Origin of the sequence: Nocardia sp. NPDC052254, assembly GCF_040679495.1 — a bacterium.
Classification (GTDB): Bacteria; Actinomycetota; Actinomycetes; order Mycobacteriales; family Mycobacteriaceae; genus Nocardia.
In genome coordinates this window covers 110,156-124,900 of record NZ_JBFAUW010000015.1, presented here as the reverse complement: position 1 = coordinate 124,900, position 14,745 = coordinate 110,156, and the positions used below count along the sequence as shown (strand labels likewise).

Sequence of the window (14,745 nt, the reverse complement as noted above, 5' to 3'; positions counted from 1 at the left end):
CATGCCAGGCTTCGTGATCGAACGTTTCACGGCCTGGAGTAGGGAGTGACATCACGCAGCCGTTGTCGGTGAATTCGTTGTAGTTCACCCGCGCGCCCGGCCGGGTCCCGCCACGATCCGGGTCTGCTACCCGCCGGCCTTGTTGTAGTCGTCGATGGCCTTCTGCAGACTCTCGAGCGACTTGCCCAACTGCCCCAGATCGCCGGACTTCTGCGCGTCCTCCACACTCTTGAGCGCATCGTTGAGTTCCTTGACCGCGGCGTCCCTACCTGCCGAACCGGTCGCCGGTGGCGGGGTCACCGGTGGCGGAGAGTTCTGGTTCGACGGCGGCGGTGACGTACTGCTCTGCTGGCCGGGTGGATTTATCGCGGCCTGGCCGGGCTGCTGCGTGGTCGCCGCGCCGAGTCCGTCCTGTACGTCGTTGAGTGCGTCGCCCAGGGTGGACTGGTAGCCGACCTTGTCGCCGTAGGAGGCGAGCACCTTCACCAATTGCGGGAACGAGGCCGTGGTCGGGCCGCTGTTGCGTTCCAGATACCAGGGTTCGACATACAGAATTCCGCCCTCGCCGATCGGCAGTGTCAGCAGATTTCCGTATTTGATCTTGTTGGTATTACCACCGGTCAGCAATGTCCGATCGTTGGAGACTCTGGCATCGGTGGTCATCGATGTCTGGACCTGTTGCGGGCCCGGCGTCTGCGAATCGGTCGGTAGCTTCAGCACCGTGAACTTGCCGTAGTTCTCCGGATCCGACGACACCTGTATATAGGCGGCCAGGAACTGCCGTTTGAAGCCGACCATCGCACTGGTCAGATTGAATTGCGGCTTACCGGTTTTCGGATCACCGATCAGTACGTAGTACGGCGGCTGATGCGCGTTGGTCGGAGTGTCCGAGGTCGGATCGTTGGGGACCGACCAGAACGCGTTGTTGGTGAAGAACTCGCGCGGATCGTTGACGTGATAGCGCGCGAGCATCTCGCGCTGCACCTTGAACAGATCCTCCGGATACCGGAAGTGCGCCTGCAGCTCCGGCGGGATCTCGCTCTGCGGTTTCACCGAATTGGGGAACACCCCGCGCCACGCGTTGAGCACGGGATCGGTCGGATCCACGTCGTAGAGGTTGACCGAACCGTCGTACGCGTCGACGGTGGCCTTCACCGAGTTTCGGATATAGCTGACTTCCTTGCGCGGCAGCGAGCGCCCGGCATTCTGGTCGATGCTGTCCTCGACCACACCTTCCAGGGATGTGCGCTGCGCGTAGGGGAAGTTCTCCAGTGTCGTGTACGCGTCGACGATCCATTGGATGCGGCCGTTGACCACCGCCGGATACACATCGCCGTCGGCGGTCAGCCACGGCGCCACCTGCTGGACGCGACTACGCGGATCGCGGTTGTAGATGATCTTGGAATCCGAGCCGATCGCGCCGGAGAACAGGATGTTGCGCTCGGCGTACTTGGCGGCGAAGGCCAGCCGGTTGAACCAGTTGCCGATCGGGACGCCGCCCTTACCGGTGTAGGTGTACTGGTCGGTGCCGGTGTCGTATTCACGCGGCGGCTGGGCGTTACCACCCACGATCGCGTAGTCGGCATCGGATTTGGAGATCATCTCGCCGTAGTAGATGCGCGGCTGATCGACCGGGATGGCCTGTTTGTCCTTGGGCGTGAACAGGTCACTGACCGTCGACTTGTCGCCGACATTGAACACCGGGTATCCGTAACCGCCGCTGGAACTGCTCGTCCCGGCTCCGGTCGCGGCCTGCTGGGTCTCCTTCGGCGGTGCCACGTTCACGCGGTTGGCCGGAGAGGCGACGAAGCCGTCACCGTGGGTGTAGACGGTGTGCTTGTTGATCCAATCGGTCTGGTTACCGGACAGGTTCTGCGGCACCAGCTCTCGCGCGGCGACGATGTAGTCCTGCTTCTCGCCGTTGATGGTGTAGCGGTCGATGTCCAGCGGATCCGGGAAGCCGTAGAAGTTCTGCAGCTGCTGACGCTGGATGAAGGTCTGGGTCAGCAGATTCGGATCCAGCAGGCGGATATTGCCGATGGTCTGCTGGTCGGCAGGGATCGAGCCCGGGTCCTTGGTCTGCGAACCCTTGTAGTCGACATAGGAGACCTTGTCGTCGGTGAGTCCGTAGGCCTGCCGGGTGGCGGCGATATTGCGCTGGATATAGGTCGACTCCTTGGTCGCCGCGTTCGGGCGCACCTCGAACTGCTCGACCACCAGCGGCCAGACCGCGCCGACCAGAATCGACGACAGCAGCAACAATGCCGCCGCGATGGCCGGCACCCGCAGATCGCGCAGCACCACACCGGCGAAGAAGGCGACCGCGCAGATGATCGCGATCGACATCAGGATCAGCTTGGCGGGCAGCACCGCGTTGATGTCGGTGTAGGAACCGCCGGTGAAGGTGGGCTCCTTCCGAGTGCTCGACAGCAGGGAGTACCGGTCGAACCAGTAGGCGATGGCCTTGAGCACCACGAAGGTGCCCGCGATCACGGCCAGCTGGATGCGGGCCGGGCGGGTCAGCGTGCCCTCGCGTCCGGACAGCCGCAGGCCGCCGAAGACGTAGTGGGTGACCAGATTCGCGAAGAAGGCGATCACCACGGCCACGAACAGCCAGTTCAGCAGGAGCTTGTAGAACGGCAGATCGAAGGCGTAGAAACCGACGTCGATGTGGAACTGCGGATCCTTGATCCCGAACGATCCACCGTGCAGGAACAGCTGCACCGTGACCCAGCTCGATTGCGCGACCAGTCCCGACAGCAGGCCGACCAGCACCGGGATCCCGATGCCGAACAGGCGCAACCGCCCCATGACCGTGGTGCGGTATCGCGCGATGGGGTCACTGGGTCCCGAGACCGGGACGAAGACCGGACGGGTGCGATAGGCGGCGAGCAACGCCAGCCAGATCACCAATCCGACCACGACCGCGACCACCAGGAACAAGAGCACCCGGGTGACCAGCACCGTGGTGAACACCTGACGGAATCCGACCTCGCCGAACCACAGCCAATTGGTGTACGCGTCGGTCAGCCGCGGGCCGACCAGCAGTAACGCAGCGATCACCAGTGCGGTGATCAGCAGAATCCGGCTGCGTCGAGACAGCGACGGTAAGCCTGTCGGGGGGCGCATGCCCACGATGCCACTCTCCCAGGTCCGGCGGTGAACCGAAGCGAAACTCGGTCGGTGCACCGCAGTCCGATGTTGCGGGCGGCCCCAGCGGACCGCCTCTCGCGCCCCACTCTACGTAAAACGGGTCGGGTTGGATCGCGATGGTCGGTAAGCCGCGTCCGGCACACCCGGACCACGGAATCGGACGTACAGTGTCGGCCGTGACCCTGGACAACCCCTCTTCCGCCCTGTATCGCTGCATCCGGGACGTGGCCGAGTTCGCCGATACCGAGGGGTGGGATCAGCCGCCGCAATTGTTCGCGCTGGTGCCCACCTCGGATCTGGTGGCCGCCGAGCCGACGCTCGAGGAAGAGCTCGACGACGGCGCGGCATTGACCCCGATTGCCCAGGAACCGCTTCCCGACGATCTGACCGGCGACGCCATGGCGCTCGACGAATTCCTCGCCACCACCAGCTGGCCGCCCGCGGTACACGGCGTGGTGCTGGTTCAGCAGATCGTGGTCCTGCCGCCGACCGCCGAGCAGACCCTCGACGACGCCATCGCGCCGCTGCTGGCCGACCGCGACGCCGCCGACCGCGCGGGCCGCGACGCCGCGCAGACGCATCCCGAACGCCGCGACGCACGCCTGTACGCCGGTGTCCTGCGCGAAGGGGTCTCGTTGTGCCTGTTGCAGTTACGGCCCGAGGAGGACGAGGCCTTCCCGGATCTGGATCTGCGCACCGCGCCCAATTTGGCCCCGAACCTGGTCGACGCGCTGCGCCACACCCTGGAGAACGAGCCCGACCAGTACTAGCCGCAGCTGGGGGCCGGGCGGCCGGCGTTGATGTCGTCCAGTGATTGCACCGCGCTCGTCAGCGTGTCGACCTTCACGAGTTTCAGCCCGTCCGGCGTGCGCTGGCGGGCCTCGTTGCAGTTGTCGGCGGGGACCAGGAAGGTCTCCGCACCGGCATCCCGGGCGGCGATCATCTTGTATTGGATTCCGCCGATCGGCCCGACCTTTCCCACGGGATCGATGGTTCCGGTGCCGGCCACGAAGCGGCCGCCATTGAGTTCACCCGAGCTGAGCTTGTCCACCAGGGCGAGACTGAACATCAGACCCGCCGACGGACCGCCGATGTCGGCCAGGTTGAAGTCGACCTGCAGCGGCCCGTCCGCGATCTCCCCGGTGGTGACGCCGAGATAGGCCTTGGCCGAATCGTCCGGCCGCGCCGCCAGTTTCACCTCGACCGTCTGCTCGGCACCGTCACGGCGGATCACCATCGGCACCGTGGTCCCGGGAGCCGCGCTCTGTACCGCCTCGACCACGTCCTTGGAGGTGGTGACCGGTTTGCCGTTCACACTCACCAGCTCATCGCCCTTGCGCAGCACGTCTTTCGCGGGACCGTCCTCGACGACCGCTCGCACGGTGACCTTCGTCGGATACTTCAGGAAGTTCAGCGCCGCGAGTTCGGCGTTGTCCTCGGACTCCTTGAAGTCGGCCTGGTTGGACTCGTCCACCTTCTCGCGCGGCACGCCGGGCGGGTAGATCTCCGCGCGCGGCACCAGACCATAGCGACCGTCGACCCACAGGCCGAGTGCCTCGAAAATATTCAGCCCGTCGCGAACGGACACCGTGGTCATGTTCAGATGTCCGGACGTCGGATCCACCTGAGCGCCCGCGACCGCGACGACCGGCTTCCCGTCGACCTCACCCAGAGTATTGAAGGTGGGACCAGGGCCGAGAGCGACGAACGGCACTGTCACCACACTGCCCACCACACCGAGGACGAGTACCGGCACCAGAGCCGCTATCAAGGTGATGATCCGACGATTCACCCGGCCCACAGTAGCGGCTCGGTGATCAGCGGCCGCGTAGCCTTGGGGGCATGAGCGACGTGCCCTTCGGATTCTCGAACCGCGACGACGATCCCGATCGCGACAAGCGTGACGACCAGTCCGGTTCCGGATCGAACAACCCCTTCGGCCTGGGCGCGGGGGCTGGGGGCGCGGCCGGATTCGACCCGGCGGCGCTCGGGCAGATGCTGACCTCGCTCGGCCAGATGTTCTCCACCATGGGGCAACCGGGTAGCGGTGGTGAGTCGAGCCCGGTGAACTACGACGTCGCCAAGCGGCTGGCTCGCCAGCAGCTCGGCGCGACCATCGCGCCCGTCTCCGAAGGCTCCCAGCGCGCGATCACCGATGCCGCGCACCTCGCCGAACTCTGGCTGGACGCCGCCACCACGCTGCCCGCCGGCGCGACCAAGACCGTGGCCTGGACACCCAACGACTGGATCGAGCAGACGCTGCCGACCTGGAAACGCCTGTGTGATCCGGTGGCCGAGCAGGTTTCGGGGATGTGGAGTTCGACATTGCCGGAGGAGGCCAAGCAGTTCGCGGGCCCGATGCTCGGCATGCTGGGACAAATGGGCGGGCTGGCCTTCGGCTCCCAGTTGGGACAGGCACTGGGACAGCTCGCACAGGAGGTACTGACCTCCACCGATATCGGGCTGCCGTTGGGTCCGGCCGGAACCGCGGCACTGCTGCCGAATGCGATCAGTGAATTCTCCAAGGGCCTGGAGCGGCCGGAGAGCGAGATCCTGGTCTATCTCGCCGCGCGCGAGGCCGCCCATCAGCGGCTGTTCGCTCACGTGCCGTGGCTGCGCCAGCAGGTGCTCGGCGCGGTCGAGGATTACGCGCGCGGGATCCGGATGGACTTCTCGGCCATCGAGGAGGCGGCGCAGAACATCGATCCGATGTCGCTGACCGATCCGTCGAAACTCGAGGAACTGCTGTCGCAGGGGACCTTCGAACCGCAGACCACTCCCGAACAGAAGGCCGCGCTGGAGCGGTTGGAGACGTTGCTAGCCCTGATCGAGGGCTGGGTGCAGGTCGTGGTGTCCGAGGCGGTGGGCGACCGGCTGCCCGGTGCCGGCGCGCTCGCGGAGACGCTGCGCCGCCGGCGTGCCACGGGCGGTCCCGCCGAGCAGACCTTCGCCACCCTGGTCGGCCTCGAGCTGCGCCCGCGCAAACTGCGCGAGGCCGCCACGCTGTGGCAGCGGCTCACGACCGATGCGAGCATGTCGGAGCGCGACGCCGTGTGGGCACATCCGGACCTGCTGCCGAGTTCCGAGGATCTCGACAACCCCGGCCGGTTCATCGACGGTGTGATCGGCGGCGGTGCGAACGTCTTCGACGATCCGCTGGCACAGCTCGCCGAAACCGAGGCCCGTGAACGCCGGGAAGGCGGCGCGGCCCAGCAGGAACAGCCGCGTACCGAAGCGGACGGCGCCGCCGACTCGGATTCCGAGACCGACGAACCCGGTGACGACGCCCGCTGACACTCAGCCCAGCCGCGCCTCGGCGGTCGCGTAGCCGAACAGCTTGCGGCCCTTGGACAATGCGTCGACGACCACGGTGACCATGCGCCGGCGTGAACTCAGCCAGCCGACCTGCCCACCGAAGCGGATCGGCGCCGGAGCATCCGGGGCCACCGGCAGGTAGTGCATCTTCGGCGCGTACTGGACGCGCAGCTTCGTCAACGCGGTGGGATCGCCCAGCCAGCGTCCGAGATATCCGGAGATCAGGCCCAGGGTGAGCATGCCCGGCACCGCGCCCGCCGCATTCACGTCGACGGCGCCGGCGTGGCGCACGACATCGTCGGCGATGGTCACGGTATCGCCGGGCAGATCGCTGCCGACCGCCAGCGGCCCGAGGTCGACGACCGGCCGGGGCAGCGCCGGGGCGATCCGGCCGCGACGGGCCGTGCGCAGACAGCGCCGCGGCGGCACCGGCTCGAGTCCGTGCGGTGCGCGCGCCGCGGCCAACGGTGCGCAGGCGGCGGGCGGGGTGTGCACGAGCAGCGTCGAGGATCCGGTGGTGACGACCTGATCGTCGTGGTCGCGCAGCGATGTGGTCACCGAGACCACGTCGTAGTCGCGGTAGTGCCGGAACGATTCGAAGTCGACCTCACAGCCGATGCGGTCGCCGGCAAGTAGCGGGCGCGCGATCTCGAGGGTCCGGTCGGCGTGTACGACCCGGCCGCTGTGAAATCCCGGTACCAGAGCCTCGAGTATGCGCTCCTCGGCCTGCATCCACACCGTCGTGGCGAAGGTGGGTGGCGCCACCAGTGCGTCGAAACCCCGTGCGGCGGCGGCGCGTTCATCGCAGTGGATGGGATCGGCGGCGCCGATCGCGCGTGCGTACTCACGAATCGAGTCCCCGGCGATCACACAATCGCCACGCGAGCGGAATCGGTGTTCGCCGTACCGCGGTGCCGTCGGCGCCACACCGACGAATGGGCTGCCCATGATGCTCCTTCCACCGACCTGGATCGACCCGATTGTCGGCGACCGCCGCCCGCGCGTTAGCAATCTCGTCTCCGCTCTGGAAAATTCACGGCGAGTGCTCGGCCGATTTTGTGAGACCCCGCGTGCCACGATGGGCCGGACCGGTGCGCCGGGAGCCTGTGGACAACAGCGAACCTGTGGATAACCGGCCTTTTCACCGGCGAGCCGAGGCGGGTGACCGGCAATACTCGGCCCATGACGTTGTCACACGCACGGGGACCGATGTTGCATCCGCGAGTGGCGGTCCTGCGCCGGCCCTCGGGTGCGGTGCAGTTGGGGTGGGATCCCGAGCACGCGGTGGTACTCGATCCACCCGATGTTCCCGCCGATGCCGTCCTGACCTTCGTCCGCCTGCTGGACGGACTGCGCAGCCATCCGCAGATTCTGTGGGAGGCAGGCAGATCGGGCGTCGGCGGCGCGGCGGCGACGGGCCTGTTACGCGATATCGATACCGCGGGCCTGCTGGTGTGGCCACACTCCCGCCGCACCAGAGTGCGCTCGGTTCACGTGCACGGCCGCGGCCCACTGGCCGATACGCTGAGCACCGACATCCGGCGACTCGGCATCAAGCCGACGCATACCCACGAATACCGCTGCGGCAGTGCGGATTCACTGGGGGTCACCGATCTGGTACTCCTCACCGACGCGCTGGTGCCCAGTCCGGAGTTGGTCAGTATCCTGCTGCTGCGCCGGATTCCGCATCTGCAGGTCCGGATTCGCGACGGCCACGGGGTCATCGGCCCGCTGGTGCTGCCCGGCGGTACCAGCTGCCTGCGCTGCGCCGATCTGACCCGCACCGACTTCGACGCCGAATGGCCGCATCTGGCCGCCCAACTTCTGGGCCGCACCGGCTACGCCTCCCCCGCGACCATCTCCGCGACCGCGGCCCTGGCGCTGCGCGAGGTGGAGTCGATCATCGATGGCAAGGCCGACGACCCACCGCGAACCCTCGACACCACCCTGGAACTGGACCCCACGACCCGTCGTATCGCCGCCCGCAACTGGATTCCTCACGAAGCATGCGCCTGCCGACGCATCGAGGTCCCCGCTCCCGAGGCCGGCGAAGTCCAGCCCGCCGCAAGCACCTCATGACAGCGCCGCGGCTGCCCACAGCGGTGTGGACGAGAACTTCGGCCGTGGCCGCAGCGCCGCGACCACGAGGTAGCGCGATGGGGGAATCAGGTGGTGGGGGCGAAGGCCCAGACCGCGGCCGGACGGCCGGTGGCTTTCACCCGGGTGCGTTCGCCGGTGCGGCTGAGCCCCGGCAACGCGGCGAGGGTGCGGTTGAGATTGCCCGGATCGGGGCGGGCGCCGGTGAGGGCGGTGCCGAGTGCCACCGCCCGGGTGGCGGGAAATTGCTCGCCGAGCAGGGTACGGGTGAAGGTGAGGTCCTTCCAGAGCATCTCGGCGAGCCTGGTGCGGGCGGCACCGACGATCATGTTGTGGTCGAAGGCGAGTGTGGGGACCTCGTCGAAACTCACCCACCGCAGACCGAGATCCCCTGCCCCGGGCTCGGATTCGGCGGTGCCGCCCGGATCCGGGGTTTCCGGACCGTCCGCGCTGCCCGGTTCACCGAGCACCGCCCACATCGCGATCGACAGCGTCGGCCCGCGCGGGTCTCGATGCGGTTCGTCGAAGGTGACCAGCTGTCCGACGGCCGTGATCCGCCCGTGTGCGATCCCCAGTTTGTCGTGTACCGCGCGCCGCGCGGCCGTGGCCAGACGTTCACCGCGACCGAGCAGCACACCGGGCAGGGCGAGCGCCCCGGCGAACGGATCACGTTGCCGGGGCGCCACCCCGAAGGTGACGGTCGGGTCGTCGGCACCGAAACGGAGCGCGACGACATCGAGCGATACGGCGGATTGCTGCTCCACGGCCAACCATCATGCCGCAGCCGCGACGCGGGCCCGCCGATCGGCTCGGTCGGGTCCGTGCCCGGTCAGCATTACCGGTGCCTGCAGCCGCTCGGCCAGGAAGGCCGGCACATCGTCGGGCAGCGGCACCAGATCGGGCGTGCTGTGGCCGACCAGTTCCGTGAGCCGGCGCTGATGGTCCAGGTCTCGCCAGGGTCCGCAGTCGAGCCGCCGCAGGTAGCCGTCCGGGATGAAATATCCTGCGGCGGTACAGATGTCACCGCGCCCGGCGATGACATCGAGGTGATTCACCGCCAGTGCGTCCACTCCCCCGCAGGCGTCCACGGCGTAACGCAGCAGGATCGGATCGAGGTGCCCGACCCGGAACGCACCCTGGTATCGCCCGGTCGTGTTGTCGGGCTCCGCAATCGCGAGCGCCGCATCCTCGGTCGGGAAGGGCCCCGCGCCGTGGCGGGTCTGGTAGGCGCGCGTCACGCCCAGTACCGCACCGGGTTCGCCCATCTTCGCCAGCATGGCGCGGGCCCGGCGCGGTTCCACCGTCGACCAGGTGGTGTAGGGGTGCAGGCCGCGCCACTCGTCCAGCAGCACGCCCTGCGCACCCTCGAACACCAGCCGCCCCGTCCGCGCGAGGGCGGCGAGCCGGCCAGCGGGCACCACCGCCACCGCGCGCGCGAATTCGCTGTAGGCGGCGACGAGGTCGTCGACCGGATCATGATGGTGGCGACCGGCGGCGAGCAACGGCGCGTAGTACCGCTCGAGATCGGCCAGCTTGCGGCGCAGCACATCCGGATCGCGGCAGTCCCGGACTCGTGGCGCGTCGTGATCGAGGGCGTAGCGCGCGGTCTCACCGATGCCCATCCCGCACGAACCGTGCCGGCCGGTACCCCGCGCATCCTCCCGGCAGCGGTTGGCGGCCCCGTGGATCGGGGTGGTGAGCAGCGCTCGTTCGTCGACGGACACCAGATCCACCGGGGCGCCGACACCGAGGGCGGCCAGCGCCCGGGCCTCGGCGGCAAGGGCGATCGGGTCCACCAGGGCGTGCCGGGACAGCAGCGTCGGCACCCCCGACAGCGTCCCCGATCCGAACTGCCGGAAGGTGTGCCGCCGGGTTCCGTCGATCACGGTGTGCGCGGCCTGGGCGCCCCCGTTGAACCGCACCACCGTCGATACGTCCAACGCGGCCTGCGGCGAGCACAGCCAATCGACCGTGGCACCCTTACCGGCGTCACCGAACCCCAGATCGACCACGATCACATGCCGGTCGCCGAACATCCCCGTTCCTTCCCTGCCGAATTCGCTGGGCCGCGTCCCGATTCCCCACGGTCGTCATCCGAAGCGGACGTCGTCGTCGCCACCCGAGGCAGCCGGCAACGCACCGGCACCGCGGCCACGCACCGGGCCGTCGATCGGGGCCAGTGCCGCACCGACCACCTCGGCGGCATCGGAGCCGATATCGCGCAGATCGGCGAGCCCGGCGCCGAGATCGATCCGGTCCTCCCCGATACCGACGGTCAGCGCGATGAGCTCGCAGACCGCTGCCGGATCCTCGAGTCGCAGCACTCGTTCGCCCAGCACTCCCCGCCAGTGCTCGGTGATGTCCGGATCGTCGTAGTAGTGCGACTGCTTGGGCAGGATGTAGTAGACGTTCCACCGATCGCTCAGTTCCCGGTAGATCGAGGGCACCGAAATATCCTGTGCCACCTCGTCACCGATGACGCGCCGGACATGGGTGGCCGCCAGCCGCGATTTGTTCAACTCGTCTCCGACGATGAACAGATAGCCTTTGCGCCCGCGCTTGTCCCACGCGTCGGTCGCGGTGTGGCGGGCCATGAAATACGCCGCCAGCTCGTAGCTCTCGGACTTCTGCCCACCGCCGCCGCCCTCCAGCAGGATCAGCCGCAGCTGCTCGTCCATCCGGTTGTCGGATTCGAACTGGCCGACCTGCAGCGGTACCCGGTCGCAGTCGGCGTCGCCGATACCGCCGAACAGGATCTGCGGATCCTCCGCATACCCCTTGCGCTGCAAGAGTCCGTGCAGTGTCGCCAGCTTCTCCTGCATGATGCGTGGCACCACCCCCATCGACCCGGTGACATCGAACAACACCGCGATCGGCAGCGCGGCACCATGATCCGCGGAATCGCGCGATTCCCGCATCACCACGCCACACGGATCGAGCTCGGCGTGTGCGACCCATTCGGCGCCGGGTCTGGTCCGCATATCGGCGGTGTAGCCGAAATCGTCGAGTCCGCGCGCGGAGCGAAAGGTACGGGCCGCGTCGTAAGCACTGTCGTCCCAGTTTCCGTAACCCATGGTGATCACTGTCCTTCCGGCAGATGGAACGGCCGGAAGCGGCGTCTGCCGTACATCCGGTCGAGCAGGTCGTCGAATTCGTCGAGCAGCGTGTGCGCCTCGGACCGCAGCCGCGCCGCCGGTTGCAGGCACCCCTCGGCGAAGGCCCGCATGGGTGCGGGGGCACGGGCGCCGAGCATGGTGAGCATGAGCCGATGCGCCAGATACACATCCGTCCGCGGGCTCACCGCCTCACCGATCTCCGGCGGGTAATCGATCGTCGTGCGGGTGGCGGCGGCGGGGCGGCCGGGACGGGTCGCGAACGACCAGCCGATCAGGACCACACCGTGCAGGCGCGGATGAACCAGCACATTCTCGGCGGTGACGGCGGTGTGCACCCACTGCGCGGCCGCGGCACCGGCCAGGAAGCGCAGCAGCCGCCGGTGCATCCAGGCGTAGTCGCGCGGGTCGACTCCGTCCGGATGGGCCGCGCGGACCTGCGCCAGCGTCACGAAACCATCGGTCAGCGAGTTCAGCACATTGATCGCGCGGACGTCGCCGGCCGCCGAGTCGGTGTGGTCGACCGCGTCCAGCAGGCGCGGGAAGTACGGAGCCGGCCACGAGTGGCCGGTGGCCCAGGCCGCGATATCGGTCAGCGCGGTGCGCTCGCCGGCCAGCAGCCGGTTCGCCAGGGGGCGGCGGGCGAGCTTCACGATCACATCCGGTTCCGCCCGGAACACATCGGCGACCGAACCGCGGGCGTGCGCCGCACCGAGCCGGTACCGCCCGTGCGCACCGACGACCTCGAAGGCTTCGCTCACCGATGCGGCAGCGAGCCAGCCGCGGTACAGCCGCCCCAGCCGGACGAACGCGTCGGTCGCGGCCATGGCCTGCGCGGCCGGCACCCGATCCGGATGAAGCGCGGCGGCCAGCCGCAGATAGACCCGATGCCCGGCGCGACGAGACTCCGGATCGGTTGCCCCGGCACCGAAGAGATCCTCCGGGCATCGCACCTCCCGGAGAGCCGTCATCGCGTCTCGCATCGTCATCATTGTTTTAGTCTAAACGACTAAAACAAACGCCGCCATGGTCCCGGGCAACTTTTTGTCCACTAGACCAAAACTAGTGGGCATCCCCGGAACGCCGCGCCACACGAACCCGCGACCACGGCAGATACCACGACGGGAGCCCCCGTCCGGTCGCACTGTGACCGATGACACGTACGGCCACGAGGTCAGAGTTCACCCAATTCACATGGCACGCGGCACCTCGGGTCAGCCATGATGGGTGTGTGTCTGAGATTGTGCGCCGTAGCTCATCCCGCAATGCCAAGCTGGCCAAGATCCCGCTCGGAATCGCGGGCCGGGCCGCGGTGGGATTCGGGCGCAAGCTCGCCGGCGGCGACAAGGGCGAGATCAATGCCGAACTGAATCAGAAAGCGGCCGAACAGCTCTTCTCCGTCCTGGGCGAACTCAAGGGCGGGGCAATGAAATTCGGGCAGGCCCTGTCGGTGATGGAAGCCGCGGTGCCCGAGGAGTTCGGTGAGCACTATCGCGAGGCGCTGACGAAACTACAGGCCGCCGCGCCACCGCTGCCGGCCGCCGCTGTCCACCGCGTTCTCGATCAGCAGCTCGGCACGGCCTGGCGCAAGCGCTTCCGCACCTTCGATGACAACCCCACCGCCTCGGCGAGTATCGGACAGGTCCACAAGGCCGAATGGTCCGACGGCCGGACGGTCGCGGTGAAGGTGCAGTACCCCGGCGCGGACGAGGCCCTGCGCGCCGACCTGAAGACGCTCAACCGGATGGCCGGCATGATCGGCGCCGTCATCCCGGGTGCCGACGTCAAGCCCATCCTGGCCGAGATCACCGAGCGCACCGAGGAAGAACTGGACTATCGCACCGAGGCCGAGAATCAGCGGCGCTTCGCCAAGGCCTTCGACGGGCATCCGCGATTCCTGGTGCCGAAGGTGGTGGCGGGCGCACCGAAGGTGATCGTCACCGAGTGGCTGGACGGCACGGCTGTGTCGAAAATCATCCAGCGCGGCGCCGAGGATCCGGGAGGCACGGTGGCGCTGCGCAATCAGGTGGCCACCCTGATGGGCGAGTTCCACTTCTCCTCCCCCGCACTGGCGGGGTCGCTGCACGCCGATCCGCATCCGGGCAACTTCATGATGCTCGAGGACGGCCGCCTGGCGGTGCTGGACTTCGGCGCCTGCGCGCCCCTGCCGGACGGATTCCCGCCGATCCTGGGGCAGATGGTCGCGTTGGCGGTCGAGGATCGCTTCGAGGAACTGACCGAGCTGATGTACTCCAAGGGCTGGGTCATTCCGGGTCGCACCGTCACCCATGCCGAAATCGCCGACTATCTGCGTCCGTTCACCGATCCGATTCGTGAAGACTCGTTCCACTTCACTCGCAGGTGGATGCAGCGGGTAGCGGGCAAGGCCACCGATGTGAGCCGACCGGAGATGAAAACCGGCATGTCACTGCAGCTTCCGGCCGAGCACATCATGGTGTTCCGGGTGCTGATGGGCTCCATCGGTATCTGCGCACAGCTCGATGCCGAGGTGCCGTTCATGAAGCTGATGCACGACTGGGTGCCGGGCTACGCCGAATACCGCAGCGCCAGTTGATCGTCCGCGCCACGCGCGATCTCCGGCCGAATACGGGACGAGCCCCGCACCTTTCGTGAAGTGCGGGGCTCGTTCGCGTTCCCGATGACGGCCGAGGCGGATGTGCCCGCGGCCCGATTCGACGCCTGTCACGCCAGTGCGACCTTGCGCGGGCGGCCACGCGGCCGCTTGCGGGCGATCACAGCGCCCTGTTCGAAGATCTCACCACCCCAGACTCCCCAGGGCTCGCCACGATCCAGGGCGGCCGCGAGGCAGCCCGAGCGGATCGGGCAGGAAGCGCACAATTCCTTGGCCTCTTCCAGCTGGGTGGGGCTCTCGGCGAACCACAGGTCCGGGTCACCGACTCGGCAGGGCAGTGCGAGGACGACGCCGCGGGTGCGGGCCGGCCTCGGGACCTGAGTCGATCGGCATGTCACGCGAGTAACTGTCGCGGTGGACACGTATTGCTCCTTCAGCTCGTACAGCAGTCGTTTCGTTTCTCGACGAAACCGG

Annotated in this window: 12 protein-coding genes; 4 read left to right on the top strand and 8 right to left on the bottom strand. The window is 67.8% G+C overall.

Annotation, left to right across the window (positions count from 1 at the left end; all coding sequences use genetic code 11):
* Window positions 1–126 precede the first annotated feature (126 nt).
* Complete coding sequence (locus AB0L57_RS28170) at window positions 127–3,135, bottom strand: UPF0182 family protein (protein WP_364968301.1); 3,009 nt, start codon at window positions 3,133–3,135, stop codon at window positions 127–129.
* Window positions 3,136–3,320: 185 nt separating this feature from the next.
* On the opposite strand from AB0L57_RS28170, the gene AB0L57_RS28165 reads away from it, so the two are divergent.
* A complete protein-coding gene (locus tag AB0L57_RS28165) occupies window positions 3,321–3,923 on the top strand; it encodes a PPA1309 family protein (protein WP_364968298.1) in 603 nt (200 codons plus the stop codon).
* Here AB0L57_RS28165 and AB0L57_RS28160 read toward each other — a convergent pair.
* Entirely contained in the window at window positions 3,920–4,945 is a 1,026-nt protein-coding gene (locus AB0L57_RS28160; protein ID WP_364968296.1) for a PDZ domain-containing protein, read from the bottom strand. The two genes, AB0L57_RS28165 and AB0L57_RS28160, sit on opposite strands and share 4 nt — an antisense overlap.
* Window positions 4,946–4,995: 50 nt before the next feature.
* Here AB0L57_RS28160 and AB0L57_RS28155 point away from each other — a divergent pair, with 50 nt between their 5' ends.
* Window positions 4,996–6,447 (top strand): zinc-dependent metalloprotease, encoded by a 1,452-nt coding sequence (locus AB0L57_RS28155; RefSeq protein WP_364968294.1) that lies wholly within the window; start codon window positions 4,996–4,998, stop codon window positions 6,445–6,447.
* A gap of 3 nt (window positions 6,448–6,450) precedes the next feature.
* On the opposite strand, the gene AB0L57_RS28150 is transcribed toward AB0L57_RS28155, so the two are convergent.
* A complete protein-coding gene (locus AB0L57_RS28150; RefSeq protein ID WP_364968291.1) occupies window positions 6,451–7,416 on the bottom strand; it encodes a MaoC family dehydratase N-terminal domain-containing protein in 966 nt (321 codons plus the stop codon).
* Between the two features lie 234 nt (window positions 7,417–7,650).
* Here AB0L57_RS28150 and AB0L57_RS28145 point away from each other — a divergent pair, with 234 nt between their 5' ends.
* A complete protein-coding gene (locus tag AB0L57_RS28145) occupies window positions 7,651–8,547 on the top strand; it encodes a TOMM precursor leader peptide-binding protein (RefSeq protein ID WP_364968289.1) in 897 nt (298 codons plus the stop codon).
* Between the two features lie 86 nt (window positions 8,548–8,633).
* Here AB0L57_RS28145 and AB0L57_RS28140 read toward each other — a convergent pair whose 3' ends face one another.
* The 4 genes from AB0L57_RS28140 to AB0L57_RS28125 are packed head-to-tail and all read right to left on the bottom strand — an operon-like array spanning window position 8,634 to window position 12,670.
* Window positions 8,634–9,329 carry an NUDIX domain-containing protein gene (locus tag AB0L57_RS28140; protein WP_364968286.1) on the bottom strand — a complete coding sequence of 232 codons (696 nt, stop codon included), beginning with the start codon at window positions 9,327–9,329 and terminating at the stop codon, window positions 8,634–8,636.
* 9 nt (window positions 9,330–9,338) lie between these two features.
* On the bottom strand, window positions 9,339–10,601 hold the full coding sequence (locus AB0L57_RS28135; RefSeq protein ID WP_364968283.1) for an adenylosuccinate synthetase: 1,263 nt from the start codon (window positions 10,599–10,601) through the stop codon (window positions 9,339–9,341).
* A gap of 54 nt (window positions 10,602–10,655) precedes the next feature.
* A complete protein-coding gene (locus tag AB0L57_RS28130) occupies window positions 10,656–11,639 on the bottom strand; it encodes a hypothetical protein (RefSeq protein WP_364968280.1) in 984 nt (327 codons plus the stop codon).
* A 5-nt stretch (window positions 11,640–11,644) separates the two neighbouring features.
* Window positions 11,645–12,670, bottom strand: a complete 1,026-nt coding sequence (locus AB0L57_RS28125) for a hypothetical protein (RefSeq protein WP_364968277.1) — start codon at window positions 12,668–12,670, stop codon at window positions 11,645–11,647.
* A 239-nt stretch (window positions 12,671–12,909) separates the two neighbouring features.
* Between AB0L57_RS28125 and AB0L57_RS28120 the strand changes: the two genes are divergently transcribed.
* Window positions 12,910–14,253, top strand: a complete 1,344-nt coding sequence (locus AB0L57_RS28120; protein WP_364968275.1) for an AarF/UbiB family protein — start codon at window positions 12,910–12,912, stop codon at window positions 14,251–14,253.
* 128 nt (window positions 14,254–14,381) lie between these two features.
* Here the strand turns inward: AB0L57_RS28120 and AB0L57_RS28115 are convergent, their stop codons facing one another.
* Window positions 14,382–14,669 (bottom strand): WhiB family transcriptional regulator, encoded by a 288-nt coding sequence (locus AB0L57_RS28115; protein WP_364968271.1) that lies wholly within the window; start codon window positions 14,667–14,669, stop codon window positions 14,382–14,384.
* Window positions 14,670–14,745 lie beyond the last annotated feature (76 nt).